Below are 19,977 nucleotides of genomic sequence, written 5' to 3'. Positions count from 1 at the left end.
CCCACAGCCCCACCCGAAGCACCATCCCCCTCCCGCACCCCCACGCTCGTCACTGAGTACGAAGGAGTACCGCCCTCATGTCCGAATTCACCCCCACGGTCACCGGGACCGGTGTGCGCGCTCGCGTACAGCGGTTCGGAGGCTTCCTCTCCGGCATGATCATGCCGAACATCGGCGCGTTCATCGCCTGGGGTCTCATCACGGCTCTGTTCATCGAGACCGGGTGGACGCCCGTCCCGCAGCTCGGCGGGTTCGGAACGGACTCCGCCGGCGAGCCCTACGGCGGCATCGTCGGTCCGATCATCACGTACCTGCTGCCGATCCTGATCGCCTACACCGGTGGTCGCATGATCCACGGTCAGCGCGGAGCGGTCATCGCCGCCGTCGCCGTCCTCGGTGTCATCTCCGCGACGGACGTCCCGCAGTTCCTCGGCGCCATGATCGTCGGACCGCTGGCCGCCTGGGTGCTGAAGCAGTTCGACAAGCTCGTCGAGGGTCGCATCAAGTCCGGGTTCGAGATGCTGGTGAACAACTTCTCGCTCGGCATCATCGGTGCGGCCATGGCCATCGCGGCCTTCTTCGGCCTCGCCCCGATCACGACGTGGCTCACCGATCGGTTCGGCGAGGCCGTCGAGTTCCTGGTCAACCTCGGCCTCCTGCCGCTGGCCTCGATCATCATCGAGCCTGCGAAGGTGCTGTTCCTCAACAACGCCATCAACCAGGGCTTCCTGACCCCGCTGGGCGCCATCCAGTCCGCAGACGCAGGCAAGTCCATCCTGTTCATGCTCGAGTCGAACCCCGGCCCCGGGCTCGGCATCCTCCTCGCGTTCCTCTTCTTCGGCCCGCGTGCCATCCGCCCGTCGGCCCCCGCCGCGATCATCGTGCACTTCTTCGGCGGCATCCACGAGATCTACTTCCCCTACATCCTCATGAAGCCCATCCTGCTCATCGCCGCCGTCGCCGGTGGAGCCACGGGGATCGCCTGGTTCTCGGCCTTCGGGCTCGGGCTCGTCGGGCCGGCTTCGCCTGGCAGCATCATCGCCTACTTCGGCGTCGCCGCGCGGGGGGACTTCCCGCTCATCCTGGTCGGCATCCTGCTGTCCGCTCTCGTGTCGTTCGTCGTCTCATCGCTCCTGATGGGCTTCGGTCGCAAGGAGAACCGCGAGGCTGCGGCCGAGGACGCCGAGGCCCAGCAGCAGGCGCTGGCCGACGCCCAGGCGGCGACCGCCGCCAACAAGGCCACCAGCAAGGGCACCGCTGCTCCCACAGCGTCCTAGTGATTGAATCGGGGGGCGGCTCCGGCCGCCCCCCGATCCACCTCGAAACAAGGAGAACACCATGGCAACCCTCGACGGATCGTCCATCAAGAAGCTCATCGTCGCCTGCGACGCGGGCATGGGCAGCAGCGTCATGCTCGCCTCCACGCTCAAGAAGCAGCTCAAGAAGAGCGGGGTCACCGTCGAGCACTCGCCGGTGTCCGAGATCCCGGCCGACGCCGACGTCGTCGTCACCCAGAACAACCTCGCCGAGCGTGCGCGCGGGGTCGTCCCCGACATCCCCGTCGTGCCCTTCCAGCTGTTCATGGGCGACCCCAACGTGGCCAAGGTCGTCAAGGCCATCCAGGACGGCTCGACGGTCGAGGTCTGACGATGACCGACCAGGCTCCTGAACTGACGGCGCTGCTCGCCGAATCCTCCATCCGCCTCGACGAGTCCGCGGCCACCCGCGACGACGCCATCCGGGCGACCGGGCGGGCCCTCGTCGAGGCCGGTGCCATCGACGAGGCGTACATCGACGCGATGTTCGAGCGTGAGAACTCCGTCTCGACGTACGTCGGCGAAGGTGTCGCCATCCCTCACGGCACCCTGGCGGGCAAGGACTCGGTGAAGAACGACGCCCTCGTCGTGCTCCGGTTCCCGCAGCCCATCGACTGGGACGGCAACGAGGTCTCGGTCACCGTGGGCATCGCCGCGAAGGGGAACGGGCACATCGCCATCCTCAGCCAGCTGGCGAGCATCCTGATGGACCCCGATAAGGCCGCAGCCCTCCGGGGTGCGACCACGACTTCGGAGGTCTACGACCTGCTGCAGTCCGACGAAGACGACGACTGACCTCCACGCCCCCTCCGTCCGGCCTCCCGGCCGATCGGATCCGCACCGCCGTCCGACGACGACGGCACCAGACCGCCCCGGTCTCGACCAAGGAGTAGAAATGCCCGAACGCACCGTCACCATCGCCTCGAGCGTCGGTCTGCACGCCCGTCCCGCCTCGCTGTTCAGCCAGGCGGCCGGCAAGACCGGTGCAAAGGTGACGCTCACGACCTCGGCCGGCAAGAGCGTCAACGCTGCGAGCATCCTCGGCGTGCTGTCGCTCGGCATCAACCACGGCGATGAGGTCGTCATCGCCACCGACGGGGACAACGCCGAGGCCGCCCTCGACGAGCTCGCCGCCCTGCTCGAGACGGACCTCGACAAGGACTGAGCGCCTCCTACGGTCCTCGAGGGCACCGGGTCGACGACACGTCGACCCGGTGCCCTCCGCTTTCAGCGACGGAGAATGACCAGCCCGCCGTGTCGGAGGTCGCGTCTAGGCTCGGGGCATGTCAGATGACTCGACCAGCACCTCCCGCCGTGTTCCCACAGCCATCGACGCGATCGCTGAACGCTGGGTCGACACGCTCGTCGATCTCGATCCCTCCGTCGCGACGTGGATCGGGCGTGAGGGGCGCACAGGCGAGTACGGCGACTACTCGCCCGAGGGGCACGACCGACGCATCGGCGAAGCGCGGGCCGTCATCGCCGCTCTCGACGCGGCCCCCGTCGTCGACGACGTCGACCGCGTGACGCAGACGGATCTCCGCGGTGAGCTGGCGCTCGACGTCGAGTTCCACGAGGCGCGGCTGCATCTCCGCGACCTGAACGTCATCGCCTCGCCGGTGCAGGGGATCCGCGAGGTGTTCGATCTGATGCCGACGGGCTCGCTCTCGGACTGGTCCGACATCGCCTCCCGGTTGGCGGCCGTCCCGTCCGCACTCGAGGGCTACGCGGCGTCCCTCCGCGCCGGTGCCGCCGAGGGCGTCGTCCCGGCGCGACGGCAGATCGAGAAGGTCGCCGTCCAGTGCGCACGGATCGGGCGACGCGACGGATTCTTCGCCGATCTCGTCGGCGGGGCCCGTCCTGACGACGGCTCCGCGCCTCCGGCCTCACTCGATCGCGATCTCGCACGCGGGGCCGAGGCGGCCGCGTCGGCGTACCTCCGGTTCGAGAGGTTCCTGGTCGACGAGATGCTCCCGCCCGGGGGCGCGCACGATGGAGTGGGGCGCGAGGCGTACGCGCTGCACTCCCGTCGATTCCTCGGGGCGGTGGTCGACCTCGACGAGACCTACGAGTGGGGCCTCGACGAGCTCGCGCGGATGACCGCCGAGCAGGAGGCGGTGGCCGGCCGGATCGAAGAGGGCGCGAGCGTGCAACGCGCCGTCGAGGTGCTCGACGCCGACCCCTCCCGGCGTCTCGACGGGACGGACGCCCTGCAGCAGTGGATGCAGGCGCTGAGCGACCGAGCCGTCGACGAGCTCGGTCGGACCCACTTCGACATCCCCGACGAGCTGCGTCGTCTCGAGTGCCGGATCGCCCCGACCCGCGACGGCGGCATCTACTACACCGGTCCGAGCGACGACTTCTCACGACCCGGCCGCATGTGGTGGTCGGTGCCCGAGGGGGTCACCCGCTTCGACACCTGGCGCGAGACGACCACCGTATACCACGAAGGCGTCCCGGGTCACCACCTGCAGCTCGGCCAGGCCGTGCACAACCGGACGAACCTGAACACCTGGAGGCGGCAGCTCGCGGGTACTTCGGGTCACGCCGAGGGCTGGGCCCTGTACGCCGAGCGCCTGATGGACGAACTCGGCTACCTCGACGATCCCGGTGACCGGCTCGGCATGCTCGACGGCCAGCGGATGCGCGCGGCCCGCGTCGTCCTCGACATCGGAGTGCATCTCGGGAAGCCCTTCCCGGGCGGCGGCGGACGACGCTGGGACGCCGAGAGCGCCCTGGACTTCATGCGGCGCAACGTGAACATGGACGACGAGTTCGTCGTCTTCGAGGTCGACCGTTATCTCGGCTGGCCGGGTCAGGCCCCCTCGTACAAGGTGGGCCAGCGGATCTGGGAGGACCTTCGCGCGGAGCGCACCCGACGAGACGGGGCGGACTTCGACGTGCGCCGCTTCCACCGTGACGCGCTCCGGCTCGGCGGGGTCGGCCTCGACACGCTGAGGCGCGAGCTCCTCCGCTGACGGGGTCCGGTCGACGAGTGTCGACACGGAGTCGGAGTCCGTTGCCGCGGCCAGGACACGAGGCTATGATGTCCTTGCGCTATCTGCGTCACTCTGCCCGCACGCTGCGGTCGATCACCCCGAGAACACGTTCCCGGACGACCTTGGCCCGATTCATGCTTTCACTGGAGCACTAACTACATGACAACCGTAACGACCAAGGCACCCAAGCAGGTCGCCATCAACGACATCGGATCCGCTGATGACTTCCTGGCCGCGGTCGAAAAGACTCTGAAGTTCTTCAACGACGGCGACCTCATCGAAGGCACCGTCGTGAAGATCGACCGCGACGAGGTCCTCCTCGACGTCGGCTACAAGACCGAGGGCGTCATCCCCTCGCGCGAACTCTCGATCAAGCACGACGTCGACCCCACCGAGGTCGTCGAGGTCGGCGACACGGTCGAGGCCCTGGTCCTCCAGAAGGAGGACAAGGAAGGCCGTCTGATCCTGTCCAAGAAGCGTGCTCAGTACGAGCGTGCCTGGGGCGACGTGGAGAAGATCAAGGACGCCGACGGCGTCGTCACCGGTACGGTCATCGAGGTCGTCAAGGGCGGCCTCATCGTCGACATCGGACTCCGTGGCTTCCTCCCGGCCTCGCTCATCGAGCTCCGCCGTGTGCGCGACCTCACGCCGTACCTCGGCCAGGAGATCGAGGCCAAGATCCTCGAGCTCGACAAGAACCGCAACAACGTGGTCCTGTCGCGTCGCGCGCTCCTCGAGCAGACTCAGTCCGAGAGCCGCACCACCTTCCTCAACAACCTCCACAAGGGCCAGGTCCGCAAGGGCATCGTGTCGTCGATCGTCAACTTCGGTGCGTTCGTCGACCTCGGCGGCGTCGACGGTCTCGTCCACGTCTCCGAACTGAGCTGGAAGCACATCGAGCACGCCAGCGAGGTCGTGGAGGTCGGCCAGGAGGTCACCGTCGAGATCCTCGAGGTCGACCTCGACCGTGAGCGTGTCTCGCTCTCGCTCAAGGCGACGCAGGAAGACCCGTGGCAGGTGTTCGCTCGGACGCACGCCATCGGTCAGGTCGCGCCCGGCAAGGTCACGAAGCTCGTCCCGTTCGGTGCGTTCGTGCGCGTCGCAGACGGCATCGAGGGCCTCGTGCACATCTCGGAGCTGTCGGCCAAGCACGTCGAGCTCGCCGAGCAGGTCGTCGCCGTCGGCGACGAGGTGTTCGTCAAGGTCATCGACATCGACCTCGACCGCCGTCGCATCTCGCTGAGCCTCAAGCAGGCCAACGAGGGCGTCGACCCCGAGGGCACCGAGTTCGACCCGGCTCTGTACGGCATGCTCACCGAGTACGACGACCAGGGCAACTACAAGTACCCCGAGGGCTTCGACCCGGAGACCAACGAGTGGCGCGAGGGCTTCGACTCGCAGCGCGAGAAGTGGGAGCAGGACTACGCTGCAGCCCAGTCGCGCTGGGAGGCCCACAAGAAGCAGGTCGCCGCTTCGCTGGCCGAAGAGACGACGTTCGACGTGCCCACCGGCTCCTCGTTCTCGAACGAGACCCCCTCGGGCGCCGGCACCCTCGCCGACGACGAGTCGCTCGCCGCACTGCGCGAGAAGCTCTCCAGCAGCAACTGATCACGGCGCCTCGGCGCTCACGATCGCACTGACAGGCGGTTCCCTTTCGGGGGAGCCGCCTGTCGGCGTCTGCGGCCGGATGCGGGGGAGTCTGCGCTCAGCGGCCCCGACCCGGCCCGGCCCGGCCCGGCCGAGTATCATCACGGGATGTTCATCTGCGGCCTCACAGGCGGAATCGCCGCCGGCAAGAGCACCGTCTCACTGCGTCTGGCCGAGAGAGGTGCGGCCGTCATCGATGCGGACCAGCTCTCCCGCGAGGTCGTCGACGTCGGGACTCCGGGGTTCGAGGCGGTGGTCGAACGCTTCGGCGCCGGTGTCGTCTCACCTGCCGGCGAGCTCGACCGCAAGGCACTGGGTGCCCTCGTGTTCGGCGACTCGGCCGCTCGGCTCGACCTCGAATCGATCATCCATCCTGCGGTCAGAGCCCTCTCGGCGCGGCGCATGGCCGAGGCCGTCCACGACGACCCCAGGCGAGTCGTCGTCTACGACGTGCCCCTCCTGGTCGAGTCTCGCGGTGCGGGCGAGTTCGACGTCGTCGTCGTCGTCCACGCTCCTCGCGAGCAGCGCCTCCGTCGCCTGATCGAGTTGCGGAGCATGTCGCTCGCCGAGGCCGAACGGCGACTCGACGCCCAGGCGTCGGACGAGGAGCGTCTCGCGGCAGCGGACATCGTCGTCGACGCCACCGGCAGCCTGGAGGACACGAGGAGGCGCGCGGACGATCTCCACGAGCGGCTGCGTTCGCTGTCAGCACGGAAGGCGGACGCCCCCGAGGCGCCCAGTGTCGGTGGTCCCTCGTAAACTCGGAAGCATGGAACCAACCCGTAGCGTCCGTCCGTTCGAAGTCGTCAGCGAGTACGAACCGAGCGGCGACCAGCCGGCCGCCATCGCCGAGCTCGCGGGTCGGATCAACGCCGGCGAGACCGACGTCGTCCTCCTGGGTGCGACCGGAACAGGCAAGTCGGCGACGACGGCCTGGCTCGTCGAACAGGTGCAGCGCCCGACGCTCGTGCTGGCGCACAACAAGACCCTCGCAGCGCAACTCGCCAACGAGTTCCGCGAGATGTTCCCGCACAACGCCGTCGAGTACTTCGTCTCGTACTACGACTACTACCAGCCCGAGGCGTACGTGCCCCAGACCGACACGTTCATCGAGAAGGACAGCTCGATCAACGCCGAGGTGGAGCGTCTGAGGCACTCCACCACGAACTCGCTGCTGAGTCGTCGCGACGTCATCGTCGTCTCGACGGTGTCGTGCATCTACGGGCTCGGCACGCCGGAGGGCTACCTCGAGGCCATGATCGCGCTGCAGGTGGGACAGCGCATCGACCGCGAGACCCTGATCAGACGGTTCGTCTCGATGCAGTACCAGCGAAACGACATCGACTTCTCCCGCGGCAACTTCCGCGTGCGTGGCGACACCATCGAGATCATCCCCATGTACGAGGAGCTCGCCATCCGCATCGAGATGTTCGGCGACGAGGTCGAGGCTCTGTACGCCCTGCACCCCCTCACCGGCGACGTCGTCAAGACCCTCGACGCCGTGTCCGTGTTCCCCGGGTCCCACTACGTGGCCGGCACGGACGTCATGCATCGCGCCATCGGCACCATCAAAGACGAGCTGGCCGATCGACTCGGAGAGCTCGACAAGCAGGGCAAGCTGCTCGAGTCCCAGCGGCTCCGCATGCGCACGACCTTCGACCTCGAGATGATGGAGCAGATCGGGTTCTGCAACGGCATCGAGAACTACTCCTCCCACATCGACGGCCGTTCGCCCGGCGAAGCGCCTCACTGCCTCCTCGACTACTTCCCCGACGACCTGCTGGTCGTGATCGACGAGTCGCACGTGACGGTCCCGCAGATCGGCGCCATGTACGAGGGCGACGCCTCCCGCAAGCGCACCCTGGTCGATCACGGTTTCCGACTGCCCAGTGCGCTCGACAACCGACCCCTCAAATTCGAGGAGTTCCTGAACCGCGTCGGGCAGAAGGTGTACCTGTCGGCGACCCCGGGCAAGTACGAGCTCGGCATCACGGACAGCGTGGTCGAGCAGATCATCCGACCGACCGGACTCATCGACCCCGAGATCGTCGTCAAGCCGTCCGAGGGGCAGATCGACGACCTCCTCGAGGAGATCCGCCTCCGTACGGATCGCGACGAGCGGGTTCTGGTCACGACGCTGACGAAGAAGATGGCGGAGGAGCTCACCGACTTCCTCACCGAGGCCGGTGTCCGGGTCCGTTACCTCCACTCCGATGTCGACACCCTCCGACGTGTGGAGCTGTTGACCGAGCTGCGTCAAGGCGTCTACGACGTCCTGGTCGGCATCAACCTGCTCCGCGAGGGCCTCGACCTCCCCGAGGTGTCGCTCGTCGCCATCCTCGACGCCGACAAGGAGGGCTTCCTCCGGTCGTCGACGTCTCTGATCCAGACCATCGGTCGCGCGGCCCGCAACGTGTCCGGTCAGGTGCACATGTACGCCGACAAGATGACCGACTCCATGAAGCAGGCGCTGGAGGAGACCGACCGGCGTCGCGACAAGCAGATCGCGTACAACCTCGAACGGGGAATCGATCCGCAGCCGCTCCGGAAGAAGATCGCCGACATCACCGAGGCGCTCGCTCGTGAGGGGGCCGACACGGCCGAACTCCTCGCCGGCCGCGACGGCAAGAAACGCGCACCCACGCCGAATCTCAAACGGCAGGGTCTGGCGGCCGGTGCGGCCAACGGCCTCGAGTCGATCATCGCCGACCTCAACGAGCAGATGCTGCAGGCGGCGGCCGAGCTCAAGTTCGAGTTGGCAGGGCGCCTCCGTGACGAGGTCGCCGATCTCAAGAAGGATCTGCGACAGATGGAGGCGGCCGGGCATGTCCGCTGATCTGAAGAGGGTCGTCGTCACCGGGGCGACGGCGGGCCTCGGCTTCTTCGCGGCGGAGCGGTTGGCTGCGCAGGGCCACAAGGTGGTGCTGGCGGCTCGTGATGGCGAGCGGGCCAGCCGGGCGGTCGATGCCATCCGAGACCGCGTCGCGAGCGCCGACCTCGAGACGGTCGAACTCGACCTGGCCGATCTGACCTCCGTACGGACGGGCGCCTCGGCGATCACGGCCGGAGGGGCGGTCGACGTGCTGCTCGCGAACGCCGGCGTGGTCGGCTCGCGACGTCGGCAGACGACCGCGAACGGCTTCGAACTCCAGTTCGGGACGAACCATCTCGGGCATTTCGCCCTCGTCTCGCACCTCCTGCCCGGTCTCCAGGCGGCGACGGCCGGTCGGATCGTCCACCTCGGCAGCATCAGCCACCGATGGGTCCGACTCGACCTCGACGATCCGATGATGCTCTCGAGCTATTCGGGCTACGTCGCCTACGCCCGGTCCAAGCTCGCCGTCATGACGTTCGGATTCGACCTCGACCGACGCCTCCGAGCGTCCGGATCGTCGGTGTCGAGCGTCGTCGCGCATCCGGGCTTCTCGTGGGAGTCGCTGAGCGATCCGCGACCTCCCGTCGTCGAGCCCCGACGCCCACCGGCTGTGCTGACCTCCATGATGCACACCTTCTCGCAGGGCAAGGAGATCGGTGCCGAGCCGCTCGTGCACGCCGCCGTGGCGGAGGCCGTCGACGGCGGGGAATACTGGGGCCCGGCCGGCTGGTTCCAGCTGACCGGTGAACCGGCCCTCGTCAGAGCGTCCCGTCATGCGCACGACGCCGACGCCGCCCAGCGGCTCTGGTCAGAATCGGCCCGACTCACCTCAACCCAACCCACCCTCGATTGAGCGAGCGACCCCGGTCTCTTCCCCGGTGGTCTTCGTAGAATGGCAAGAGTGTCAATCTCTCCCGTAGACGGTGTCCCGAAACTCAGTGTTCGAGGCGCCCGAGTCCACAATCTCCATAATGTCGACCTCGAAATACCTCGCGACTCCCTCGTGGTCTTCACGGGGCTCTCCGGGTCCGGCAAGTCCTCCCTGGCATTCGACACGATCTTCGCCGAGGGCCAGCGCCGCTACGTCGAGTCGCTGTCGGCCTACGCACGGCAGTTCCTCGGTCAGGTCGATCGACCCGACGTCGACTTCATCGAGGGGCTCAGCCCTGCCGTGTCGATCGACCAGAAGTCGACCAACCGCAACCCCCGATCCACCGTCGGCACCATCACCGAGATCTACGACTACATGCGGCTGCTCTGGGCCCGCATCGGGATCGCGCATTGCGCGGTGTGCGGCGAGAAGATCAGCAGGCAGACCGTGCAGCAGATCGCCGATCAGCTGATGACGCTCGACGAGGGCACCCGATACCAGGTGCTCAGTCCGGTCGTGTCTCAGAAGAAGGGCGAGTTCGTCGATCTCTTCGCCGAGCTGGCGTCCTCCGGCTACTCGCGGGCCATCGTCGACGGGGAGCCCATCCAGCTGAGCTCGCCGCCGAAACTCAAGAAGCAGATCAAGCACGACATCTCCGTCGTGGTCGACCGTCTCGTCGCGTCCCCGTCGGGCCTCACGCGCCTCACCGACTCGCTCGAGACCGCGCTCCGCCTGACCGACGGTCTCGTGACCGTCGACTTCGTCGACACGGACGCGGGCGCCGCCGGCAAGTACCGGACCTTCTCCGAGAAGCTCTCCTGCCCGAACGGCCACCCCGTCCAGCTGACCGAGATCGAACCGCGGACCTTCTCCTTCAACGCCCCGTTCGGCGCGTGCCCCGAGTGCTCCGGGCTCGGTACCCGCATGTCCGTCGACACCGATCTGGTCCTGGGCGACCCCGAGCTCAGTCTCGTCGAGGGCGTCATCCTCCCCTGGACGAACTCGGGCAAGGGCCTCTACAACTACTTCCAGAAGCTCCTCGAGGGTCTCGCCGTCGACCTCGACTTCAGTCTCAAGACCCCGTGGGGCCAACTGCCCGAGCGCATCCAGCAGGCCGTGCTGCACGGCAACGACTTCGAGGTCACCGTCAAGTGGAAGAACCGCTTCGGTCGCGAGATGAAGTACTCGACCGGGTTCGAGGGCGTCATGCCCTACATCGAGCGGAAGTACGCGGAGGCCGAGAGCGACAGCCAGCGTCAGCGCTACTCGGAGTACCTGCGCGAGATCCCCTGCTCCGTCTGCCGAGGCAAGCGGCTCAAGCCGGAGGTCCTGGCCGTGACGGTGGCCGACCGCAACATCGCCGACGTGGCCGAGCTCAGTCTCGCCGACGCGTTCCAGTTCATGAACGGCCTGACTCTCACCGCCCGCGAGGCACGGATCGCGGCGCAGGTCCTGCGCGAGATCCGGGTCCGACTCGAGTTCCTCCTCGAGGTCGGTCTGACCTACCTCTCGCTGGGTCGCTCGGCGGGCTCCTTGTCCGGTGGCGAGGCGCAGCGCATCCGGCTCGCCACGCAGATCGGCTCCGGGCTCACCGGTGTCCTCTACGTGCTCGACGAACCGAGCATCGGGTTGCACCAGCGAGACAACCGCCGCCTCATCGACACGCTCGTCAAGCTCAAGAACCTCGGCAACACCCTCATCGTCGTCGAGCACGACGAGGACACCATCAAGACCGCCGATTGGATCGTCGACATCGGTCCGGGTGCGGGGGTGAACGGGGGCACCGTCGTCCACTCCGGCAACTACGAGGATCTGGTGGCGAACACCGAGTCGTACACGGGCGACTACCTGTCTGGTCGCCGGTCGATCGAGACGCCGAAGAAGCGACGCCCGATCGACAAGAAGCGGATGCTCAGCGTCGTCGGCGCCAAGGCGAACAACCTCCGAGACGTGACGGTCGACTTCCCGCTCGGCGCGTTCGTCGCCGTCACGGGCGTCAGCGGATCGGGCAAATCGTCACTGGTCAACGACATCCTCTACAAGGTGCTCGCGAACAAGCTCAACGGCGCCCGTCAGATCCCGGGCAAGCACCTCCGGGTGACGGGGTTGGACAACCTCGACAAGGTCGTCCACGTCGATCAGGCCCCCATCGGTCGGACGCCCCGGTCGAACCCCGCCACCTACACGGGTGTCTTCGACAAGATCCGCAACCTCTTCGCCGAGACCACCGACGCGAAGGCGCGGGGCTACCTGCCCGGCCGATTCAGCTTCAACGTCAAGGGCGGTCGCTGCGAGAACTGCGCCGGCGACGGGACCATCAAGATCGAGATGAACTTCCTGCCCGACGTGTACGTCGCCTGCGAAGTCTGCGGTGGCGCGAGGTACAACCGCGAGACCCTCGCCGTCCTCTACAAGGGCAAGAACATCTCCGAGGTCCTCGACATGCCGATCAGCGAGGCGGCCGAGTTCTTCGAGGCCATCTCGTCGATCTCCCGCTTCATGAAGACCCTGGTCGACGTCGGTCTCGGGTACGTCCGGCTCGGTCAGAGCGCGACCACCCTCTCCGGCGGTGAGGCCCAGCGGGTCAAGCTGGCCACCGAGCTGCAGAAGCGCTCCAACGGGCGCAGCATCTACGTGCTCGACGAGCCGACCACGGGTCTGCACTTCGAAGACGTGCGGAAGCTGCTGATCGTCCTCAACGGTTTGGTCGACAAGGGCAACACGGTCATCACGATCGAGCACAACCTCGACGTCATCAAGTCGGCGGACTGGCTGATCGACATGGGCCCCGAGGGCGGCGCCGGCGGCGGATCCGTGATCGCGGCCGGCACGCCGGAGTTCCTCGCGAAGGTGCCCGACAGCCACACGGGGGTGTTCCTGGCCGAGATCCTCGAATCCGGGCACACCTCGACAGCCGGCCGCACCTCCTCGAAGGCCCCTGCGCGACGCCGTCGGGAGGCGATGGAGGCGCGATGAGCAACACGGTCTCCTGGCGCCCCAAGGCGGGTGAGATCCCGACGGACCCCGGTGTCTACCGGTGGCTCGACGAACGGGGTCGGGTCCTCTACGTGGGCAAGGCGAAGAACCTCCGGGCTCGACTGAGCAACTACTTCGCTCCTCTTCCGACACTGCACGAGCGGACGAGGCGCATGGTGCTCAGTGCGAGCTCGGTGACGTGGACGGTCGTCGGCAGCGACATCGAGGCGCTGCAGCTCGAGTACACCTGGATCAAAGAGTTCGATCCGCCGTTCAACGTCAAGTTCCGCGACGACAAGACCTACCCGTTCATGGCGGTGACCCTCGGCGACGAGGCGCCCCGGGTGATGGTCACCCGGAACCCCAAGATCCGAGGGGCGAAGTACTTCGGTCCGTATCCGAAGATCTGGGCCGTCCACGACACCATCGACCTCATGATCAAGGTGTTCCCCATCCGCACCTGCTCCGACAGCAGCTACAAGAAGGCCATGCAGACCGGCAAGCCCTGCTTCCCCGGTCAGATCGGCCGGTGCGGGGGGCCGTGCTCGGGCAAGGTGACGATCGAGGAGCACAGACGGATCGTCGACGAGTTCGTGCGATTCATGAAGAGCTACGACAAGAAGGTCATCGCGGGTCTCCAGAAGGAGATGAAGACGGCTGCGATCGAGCAGCGTTACGAGGAGGCCGCCCGCTACCGCGATCAGGTGCAGGCCCTCGAGGCCGTGCTCGACAAGTCGGCCGTGGTGCTCCGAGACTCGGTGGATCTCGACCTCTTCGCCCTGGCCGAAGACGAACTCGCCGCGGCGGTCCAGCTCTTCACGGTGCGTGGCGGACGCATCCGCGGATCCCGGGGATGGGTGGTCGACAAGGAGATCGACGTCAGCACCGGCGAGCTCGTGGAGCAGATCCTCCAGGACACCTACTCCGCCGGGGCGGAGCTGCCACGAGAGATCGTGGTGACCGCCACGCCGGACGACAACGACGCGCTGGAGAGCGTGCTGGGTGGCCTGCGGGGGAGGGGCAAGGTGCAGATCCACACCGCTCAACGGGGCGACAAGGCCGCGTTGATGCAGACGGCCACTCTGAACGCACAGCAGGCGCTGATGCTCTACAAGACCCGTCGCAGTGCCGACTTCGCGACCCGCTCCACGGCTCTCGCCGACATCCAGGAGGCTCTCGGCATGTCCGATGCACCCCTGCGGATGGAGTGCTACGACGTCTCGCACCTCTCGGGGACGAACATCGTGGCGTCCATGGTCGTCTTCGAAGACGGGCTGCCCCGGAAAGACCAGTACCGCCGTTTCAGCATCCCGCAGTCCACCGACGACACCGAGTCGATCTATCAGACCCTGAGCCGACGACTCGCGCGCCTGGACGACGAGCTGGCCCCCGTCGAAGAGGTCGGCGAGCAGCGGAAGCGATTCGCCTACCGACCCAACCTCCTCATCGTCGACGGAGGGCAGCCTCAGGTCGCGGCCGCCCGGCGCGCTCTGGACGACGCGGGCGTCACAGACATCGCTCTCTGCGGTATCGCGAAGCGGCTGGAGGAGATCTGGCTCCCGGACGACGACTTCCCGGTCATCCTGCCGCGCAACTCCGACGCGCTCTTCCTCATCCAGCGCATCCGCGACGAGGCGCACCGGTTCGCCATCACCTTCCAGCGGCAGCGTCGGCGCCGCGACATCGCATCGCAGCTCGCGGAGATCCCGGGGCTCGGTCCCTCGAGGGTGGCGCGCCTGCTCAAGCACTTCGGGTCGGTGAAGCGTCTGAAGGAGGCGGGGCTCGACGAGATCGCATCGATCAAGGGGATCGGCCCGACCCTGGCGGCGGCCGTGGCCGACCGGCTCGGCGGCGAGCCGGAGGCGGCGGGCGGCGAAGACGTCGACCAGCCCGACGACCGAGAGGGGGCCGGCGTCGACGTTCCGGGCGACGCCTCGGTACCCGCCTAGAATCGTCCCACCGCCTGACAGCCTCGACCGAAGGTCACCATCCATGAGCGACGCAAGCGAACAGCAAGAGGTCCTGATCGTCACCGGGATGTCGGGCGCCGGGCGGTCCACCGTCGGAAACGCCCTCGAAGACCTGGGCTGGTACGTCGTCGACAACCTGCCCGCGCAGATGCTCCGTCCTCTCCTCGACCTCGCCGAGCGCGCGGGTGATTCGCTGCCGAAGATCGCGGCGGTCATCGACGTCCGAGGGGGACGGCTGTTCTCCGAGGCTCAGGAGGCGGTGCGCACGCTGCGGATGAGCATGCCCAGCAAGGTGCGGGTGCTGTTCCTGGACGCCACCGACGCCGTTCTGGTCCGTCGCTTCGAACAGGTGCGTCGGCCTCATCCGCTGCAAGGTGACGGCACGCTCCTGGACGGCATCCTCGCGGAACGGGCCCGGATGGAGGAACTCCGCGAGACGAGCGACGTGATCATCGACACGTCCGAGCTCAACATCCATCAGCTCGCCACGGCCATCACGGAGACCTTCGCGGAGTCGGAGGATCCGGGCGTCCAGGTGACCGTCCTCAGCTTCGGCTTCAAGTACGGACTCCCCACGGACGCCGACATGGTGGGCGACGCGCGGTTCCTGCCGAACCCGTTCTGGGTCCCCGAGCTGAGGGCGCAGAGCGGCCTCGACGAGCCCGTGACGTCGTACGTGATGGCGCAGCAGGGGGCTCGCCGCTTCATCGAGGCGTTCGGCGCCGCCATCGAGCCCGTGCTCGAGGGCTATCAGCGTGAGAACAAGAGACACGCTACGATCGCCATTGGCTGCACGGGCGGCAAGCATCGATCGGTCACCCTCGTCGGTGAACTGGCAGCGCATCTGCGCGAGCTCCGTGGTGTGGCCGTCAGCGTGAAGCATCGCGACCTCGGCCGGGAATGACCGTGCCGATCGGTCGGCATTCGCGTGCGCCGATCGAACCGAGAGAAGGAACCCAGGTTTGGCTCAGACTGCCGACGTCAAAGAAGAACTCGCTCAGGTCGAGGTGAGCCGGACGACCGTCCGGGCCGCCGAGGTCGCGACGATCCTGCGCTTCGCAGGCGGGCTCCACGTGATCTCGGGGCGGATCGCCGTCGAGGCCGAGCTCGACAGTCCGGTCATCGCCCGCCGTGTCCGCAAAGACCTGGCCGAGCTCTACGGCGCCCGCAGCGACGTCTCGGTGATCGCCGCCGCGGGCGTCCGCCGGACCAACCACTACCTCGTGCGCGTCCACGAGGCGGGCGAGACGCTGGCGCGCCAGACGGGTCTGATGGATCAACGTCGCCGACCCATCCGCGGGCTCCCCAACAGGTTGACGACCGGATCGCGCGATGACCTCGCAGCCATCTGGCGCGGCGCGTTCCTCGCGCAGGGGACGCTCACCGACCCGGGTCGTTCCGCGTCGCTCGAGGTCGTCTGCCCCGGCAACGAGGCGGCCATGGCCCTCGTCGGCGCCGCGGGTCGGCTCGGCATCCCGGCGAAGGCCCGGGAGGTGCGGGGGGTTCATCGGGTCCTCATCCGAGACGGCGAGGCCATCAGCTCGATGCTGAAGACCATGGGCGCCCTCCGATCCGTCGACGAGTGGGAGGAGATGCGACAGCGTCGCGAGGTCCGTGCCACGGCGAACCGTCTGGTCAACTTCGACGACGCGAATCTCCGTCGATCCGCGGAGGCGGCGGTCGCGGCCTGCGCGCGGGTCGAGCGGGCGATGGAGCTGCTCGGCGACGACATCCCCGATCACCTGAAGTACGCCGGTGATCTCCGGCTCGCGCACCGGGACGCCAGCCTCGACGAACTCGGTCAGCATGCCGACCCGCCGATGACGAAGGACGCCGTCGCCGGGCGGATCCGTCGTCTGCTCGCCATGGCCGACAAGAAGGCCACCGACCTCGGTCTCCCCGGCACCGACTCGGGTCTCCCCGCCGACCTCGACCTCCGCTGACAACCCCCCGCCCGGTGCTCGCCGGGTCGGCCGGGGCATCGTCGAGGCTGGGGTAACACGGGGCCTCGCCTGGTAGTGTCGCGTACGGCTGCGCATCCTCTGCCCCTCCGGTGTCGGGTGCGTTCTCGGGTCTGGTCGCCCACCCCCTCCACGCGTCCCCACGACGCCTGAGCAACAGGAGTTTCATTGACCGTCAAGATCGGCATCAACGGCTTCGGTCGTATCGGCCGCAACTACTTCCGCGCTGCGCTGGCCAAGGGCACCGACATCGAGATCGTCGCCGTCAACGACCTCACGGACAACGCCGCGCTGGCGCACCTCCTCAAGTTCGACTCGATCACGGGTCGCCTCGATGCGACCGTCGAGCTCGACGGTGACTCGATCGTCGTCGACGGCAAGCCCATCAAGGTCCTCGCCGAGCGCGACCCCGCCAACCTGCCCTGGGGCGAGTTGGGCGTCGACATCGTCATCGAGTCGACCGGCTTCTTCACCAAGGCGGAAGACGCCCGCAAGCACATCACGGCCGGTGCCAAGAAGGTCCTGATCTCGGCACCCGCGACCGGCGACGACGCCACGATCGTCCTGGGCGTCAACGAGGGCATCTACGACCCCGCCAAGCACGACATCATCTCGAACGCCTCGTGCACCACGAACAGCCTCGCCCCCCTCATGAAGGTGTTCCTCGACAACTTCGGCGTGGAGCGCGGCCTCATGACGACGGTGCACGCCTACACGGCCGACCAGAACCTCCAGGACGGCCCGCACAAAGACCCGCGCCGTGCCCGCGCCGCGGCCGTCAACATCGTCCCGACTTCGACGGGTGCAGCCAAGGCCATCGGCCTCGTCATCCCCGAGCTGGCCGGCAAGCTCGACGGCTACGCCCTTCGTGTCCCGGTCCCGACCGGCTCGATCACCGATGTGACGCTCGAGACGTCGACCCCGGTCACCGTCGAGCAGATCAACGCCGCCTACAAGGCCGCCGCCGAGGGTGAGCTCAAGGGCATCCTGGCCTACTCCGAAGACCCGCTGGTGTCGTCCGACATCACGACGGACCCGCACTCCTCGATCTACGACTCGGGACTCACGAAGGTCATCGGCAACATGGTCAAGATCACCTCCTGGTACGACAACGAGTGGGGTTACTCCAACCGTCTCGTCGACCTGACCAAGTACGTGGCCGACCGCCTGTAACACCGGCGTCATCCATCGATCCGAACCACCGAAGGCGGCTGGGCCCCGTGCCCGGCCGCCTTCGTCGAATGAAGAGAAGGTCATGACCCTGCGAACCCTCGAGTCCTTGGGCTCCCTCTCCGGCCGGCGGGTAATCGTCCGCTGCGACCTCAACGTCCCGTTGAAAGACGGACGCATCACGGACGACGGCCGTGTCCGCGCCTCGCTGTCCACTCTCGACACGCTCATCAACCAGGGTGCTCGCGTCGTCGTCATCAGCCACCTCGGCCGGCCGGATGGCCGGATCGCTCCCGAGTACAGCCTCCGTCCCGTCGCCCAGCGGCTCAGCGAACTGCTCGGGAAGAGCGTCGGTTTCGTCTCCGAGACCGTGGGCGACGAAGCCAGCGAGGCGGTCGCCGCCCTCCAGGACGGACAGATCACCGTGCTGGAGAATCTCCGTTTCACGGCGGCCGAGACCTCCAAGGTCGCCGGAGACCGCGAAGCCTTCGCGCGCAGTCTCGCCGAGCTCGGCGACGTGTTCGTCTCCGACGGCTTCGGCGTCGTCCACCGTGAGCAGGCGAGCGTCTACGAGCTGCCCAAGCTGCTGCCGAGCGCCGCCGGCTCGCTCATCGCCGCGGAGCTCGCCGTGCTCGAGAAGCTGACGGTCGAGCCGGAGCGCCCCTACACGGTCGTGCTCGGCGGGTCGAAGGTCTCGGACAAGCTCGGCGTCATCGAGCATCTCCTGCCTCGTGTCGACAACCTCCTCGTGGGCGGCGGCATGCTGTTCACGTTCCTCGCCGCGCAGGGTCACCCGGTCGGCAAGAGCCTGCTCGAGTCCGATCAGATCGAACGCGTCCAGGGGTATCTCGCCGATGCCGAGAGGCGGGGCGTCCGCATTGTCCTGCCCGTCGACGTCGAGGTGGCCTCGGCGTTCTCGGCCGACGCGGACCACGAGACCGTCCAGATCGACGGCATCGAGTCGTCGGCGTTCGGCTCCGACGCCATCGGCCTGGACATCGGCCCGGAGACCGCGGCTCGCTTCGCCGAGATCGTCCTCGGTTCGAAGACAGTGTTCTGGAACGGCCCCATGGGCGTCTTCGAGTTCGACGCCTTCGCACACGGCACCAAGACCGTGGCCGAGGCTCTGACGAACGTCGGCGGCCTCGCGGTCGTCGGCGGCGGCGACAGCGCCGCAGCCGTCCGAGCACTCGGATTCTCGGACGATCAGTTCGGCCACATCTCCACCGGCGGTGGAGCCAGCCTCGAGTTCCTCGAGGGCAAACGTCTTCCCGGACTGGAGGTCCTCGGATGGTGACCACACGCACGCCCCTCATCGCAGGCAACTGGAAGATGAACCTCGACCACCTGCAGTCCATCGCCTTCGTGCAGAAGCTCGCCTGGAGCCTGAAGGACGCGAAGCACGACTACTCGACCGTCGAGGCCGTCGTCTTCCCGCCGTTCACGGACCTCCGATCGGTCCAGACGCTCCTCGACGCAGACAAGCTGCACCTCGGCCTGGGGGCGCAGGATCTCTCAGCTCATGACTCCGGCGCACACACCGGTGAGGTCTCCGGTGTCTTCCTGTCCAAGCTCGACATCCGCTACGTGATCGTGGGGCATTCGGAGCGACGCACGATGCACGGGGAGACCGACGCGGTCGTCGCCGCCAAGGTCGTCGCCGCCCACCGGAACGGGCTCGTCCCGGTCCTGTGCGTGGGGGAGACCGCAGCCGACCTCGAAGAGCACGGTCCGAGCGCGGTCCCGGTGGCGCAGCTCCGGGCGGCCGTCGCCGACCTCCCGGCCGACGCCGAGATCGTCGTCGCCTACGAGCCGGTCTGGGCGATCGGATCCGGCAAGGCCGCTACGGCCGAGCAGGCCGAACAGGTCTGCGCAGCCCTCCGCGAGGCCCTCGCCGACGTCCTCGGCTCCGACTCGGCTGCGGCGACGCGGATCCTCTACGGCGGGTCGGTGAAGTCCTCCAACATCGCGTCGTACATGCGGGAGCCCAACGTCGACGGCGCCCTCGTCGGCGGCGCCAGCCTCGACGTCGAGGAGTTCGCGAGCATCGTCAGGTTCCCCTCGCACGTCGGCGTCTGAGCATCCGGCGTCCTCGCAGGCGGAGTCACCCCCGGGTGGCTCCGCGAGGGAGGACGCCGGAGTCGAAGCCGCCGGTTATACTCGTTAGCGGTCTCACCGCATCGAAAGGTCCC

General features: G+C 67.6%; 16 protein-coding genes. All 16 read left to right on the top strand.

Features of this window, described 5'->3' with window-relative positions:
- The first annotated feature begins 77 nt into the window (after positions 1-77).
- The gene (locus ACZZY9_RS01410) at positions 78-1,277 is read left to right on the top strand and encodes a PTS mannitol transporter subunit IICB (protein ID WP_192060340.1); all 1,200 of its coding nucleotides are present in this window, start codon (positions 78-80) and stop codon (positions 1,275-1,277) included.
- 61 nt (positions 1,278-1,338) lie between these two features.
- The gene (locus ACZZY9_RS01405; protein ID WP_192060341.1) at positions 1,339-1,647 is read left to right on the top strand and encodes a PTS lactose transporter subunit IIB; all 309 of its coding nucleotides are present in this window, start codon (positions 1,339-1,341) and stop codon (positions 1,645-1,647) included.
- Positions 1,648-1,649: 2 nt separating this feature from the next.
- A complete protein-coding gene (locus tag ACZZY9_RS01400; protein WP_463462706.1) occupies positions 1,650-2,111 on the top strand; it encodes a PTS sugar transporter subunit IIA in 462 nt (153 codons plus the stop codon).
- Between the two features lie 100 nt (positions 2,112-2,211).
- Positions 2,212-2,481 (top strand): HPr family phosphocarrier protein, encoded by a 270-nt coding sequence (locus ACZZY9_RS01395; protein WP_192060343.1) that lies wholly within the window; start codon positions 2,212-2,214, stop codon positions 2,479-2,481.
- Positions 2,482-2,599: 118 nt separating this feature from the next.
- Positions 2,600-4,294: a DUF885 domain-containing protein gene (locus tag ACZZY9_RS01390; protein WP_463462705.1), complete on the top strand. Its 1,695-nt coding sequence runs from the start codon at positions 2,600-2,602 to the stop codon at positions 4,292-4,294.
- A 180-nt stretch (positions 4,295-4,474) separates the two neighbouring features.
- Positions 4,475-5,923, top strand: a complete 1,449-nt coding sequence (rpsA, locus tag ACZZY9_RS01385) for a 30S ribosomal protein S1 (protein WP_055797456.1) — start codon at positions 4,475-4,477, stop codon at positions 5,921-5,923.
- A gap of 147 nt (positions 5,924-6,070) precedes the next feature.
- Positions 6,071-6,721, top strand: coding sequence for a dephospho-CoA kinase (coaE, locus tag ACZZY9_RS01380; RefSeq protein WP_463462704.1), 651 nt, complete (start codon positions 6,071-6,073; stop codon positions 6,719-6,721).
- Positions 6,722-6,731: 10 nt separating this feature from the next.
- Positions 6,732-8,798 (top strand): excinuclease ABC subunit UvrB, encoded by a 2,067-nt coding sequence (gene uvrB, locus ACZZY9_RS01375; RefSeq protein WP_192060346.1) that lies wholly within the window; start codon positions 6,732-6,734, stop codon positions 8,796-8,798.
- On the top strand, positions 8,788-9,690 hold the full coding sequence (locus ACZZY9_RS01370) for an SDR family NAD(P)-dependent oxidoreductase (RefSeq protein WP_463462703.1): 903 nt from the start codon (positions 8,788-8,790) through the stop codon (positions 9,688-9,690). Before uvrB ends, ACZZY9_RS01370 begins: the two co-directional genes overlap by 11 nt.
- A 39-nt stretch (positions 9,691-9,729) precedes the next feature.
- A complete protein-coding gene (uvrA, locus tag ACZZY9_RS01365; RefSeq protein WP_463462702.1) occupies positions 9,730-12,684 on the top strand; it encodes an excinuclease ABC subunit UvrA in 2,955 nt (984 codons plus the stop codon).
- Positions 12,681-14,633 (top strand): excinuclease ABC subunit UvrC, encoded by a 1,953-nt coding sequence (uvrC, locus tag ACZZY9_RS01360; RefSeq protein WP_463462701.1) that lies wholly within the window; start codon positions 12,681-12,683, stop codon positions 14,631-14,633. The genes uvrA and uvrC overlap by 4 nt, the downstream gene beginning before the upstream one ends.
- 43 nt (positions 14,634-14,676) lie before the next feature.
- A complete protein-coding gene (gene rapZ / locus ACZZY9_RS01355; RefSeq protein ID WP_192060350.1) occupies positions 14,677-15,558 on the top strand; it encodes an RNase adapter RapZ in 882 nt (293 codons plus the stop codon).
- A gap of 58 nt (positions 15,559-15,616) precedes the next feature.
- Positions 15,617-16,597: a DNA-binding protein WhiA gene (whiA, locus tag ACZZY9_RS01350; RefSeq protein WP_463462700.1), complete on the top strand. Its 981-nt coding sequence runs from the start codon at positions 15,617-15,619 to the stop codon at positions 16,595-16,597.
- A 186-nt stretch (positions 16,598-16,783) separates the two neighbouring features.
- A complete protein-coding gene (gap, locus tag ACZZY9_RS01345) occupies positions 16,784-17,788 on the top strand; it encodes a type I glyceraldehyde-3-phosphate dehydrogenase (RefSeq protein WP_055797479.1) in 1,005 nt (334 codons plus the stop codon).
- An 82-nt stretch (positions 17,789-17,870) separates the two neighbouring features.
- Positions 17,871-19,082: a phosphoglycerate kinase gene (locus ACZZY9_RS01340; protein ID WP_463462699.1), complete on the top strand. Its 1,212-nt coding sequence runs from the start codon at positions 17,871-17,873 to the stop codon at positions 19,080-19,082.
- Positions 19,076-19,864, top strand: coding sequence for a triose-phosphate isomerase (gene tpiA, locus ACZZY9_RS01335; protein WP_463462698.1), 789 nt, complete (start codon positions 19,076-19,078; stop codon positions 19,862-19,864). Before ACZZY9_RS01340 ends, tpiA begins: the two co-directional genes overlap by 7 nt.
- Positions 19,865-19,977: the final 113 nt, after the last annotated feature.

The organism is Frigoribacterium sp. AC394 (assembly GCF_979258095.1).
The sequence above is the reverse complement of the archived record's forward strand: the minus strand, read 5'-3'. Positions and strand labels throughout refer to the sequence as shown.

What these genes read in the sequence shown, in the direction of transcription:
- ACZZY9_RS01390 (WP_463462705.1), top strand. Translation starts at nt 2,600, where the DNA reads ATGTCAGATGACTCGACCAGCACCTCCCGCCGTGTTCCCACAGCCATC.
- rapZ (WP_192060350.1), top strand. Translation starts at nt 14,677, where the DNA reads ATGAGCGACGCAAGCGAACAGCAAGAGGTCCTGATCGTCACCGGGATG.
- uvrC (WP_463462701.1), top strand. Translation starts at nt 12,681, where the DNA reads ATGAGCAACACGGTCTCCTGGCGCCCCAAGGCGGGTGAGATCCCGACG.
- ACZZY9_RS01405 (WP_192060341.1), top strand. Translation starts at nt 1,339, where the DNA reads ATGGCAACCCTCGACGGATCGTCCATCAAGAAGCTCATCGTCGCCTGC.
- uvrB (WP_192060346.1), top strand. Translation starts at nt 6,732, where the DNA reads ATGGAACCAACCCGTAGCGTCCGTCCGTTCGAAGTCGTCAGCGAGTAC.
- rpsA (WP_055797456.1), top strand. Translation starts at nt 4,475, where the DNA reads ATGACAACCGTAACGACCAAGGCACCCAAGCAGGTCGCCATCAACGAC.
- ACZZY9_RS01395 (WP_192060343.1), top strand. Translation starts at nt 2,212, where the DNA reads ATGCCCGAACGCACCGTCACCATCGCCTCGAGCGTCGGTCTGCACGCC.
- ACZZY9_RS01400 (WP_463462706.1), top strand. Translation starts at nt 1,650, where the DNA reads ATGACCGACCAGGCTCCTGAACTGACGGCGCTGCTCGCCGAATCCTCC.
- uvrA (WP_463462702.1), top strand. Translation starts at nt 9,730, where the DNA reads ATGGCAAGAGTGTCAATCTCTCCCGTAGACGGTGTCCCGAAACTCAGT.
- tpiA (WP_463462698.1), top strand. Translation starts at nt 19,076, where the DNA reads ATGGTGACCACACGCACGCCCCTCATCGCAGGCAACTGGAAGATGAAC.
- ACZZY9_RS01340 (WP_463462699.1), top strand. Translation starts at nt 17,871, where the DNA reads ATGACCCTGCGAACCCTCGAGTCCTTGGGCTCCCTCTCCGGCCGGCGG.
- coaE (WP_463462704.1), top strand. Translation starts at nt 6,071, where the DNA reads ATGTTCATCTGCGGCCTCACAGGCGGAATCGCCGCCGGCAAGAGCACC.
- ACZZY9_RS01410 (WP_192060340.1), top strand. Translation starts at nt 78, where the DNA reads ATGTCCGAATTCACCCCCACGGTCACCGGGACCGGTGTGCGCGCTCGC.
- ACZZY9_RS01370 (WP_463462703.1), top strand. Translation starts at nt 8,788, where the DNA reads ATGTCCGCTGATCTGAAGAGGGTCGTCGTCACCGGGGCGACGGCGGGC.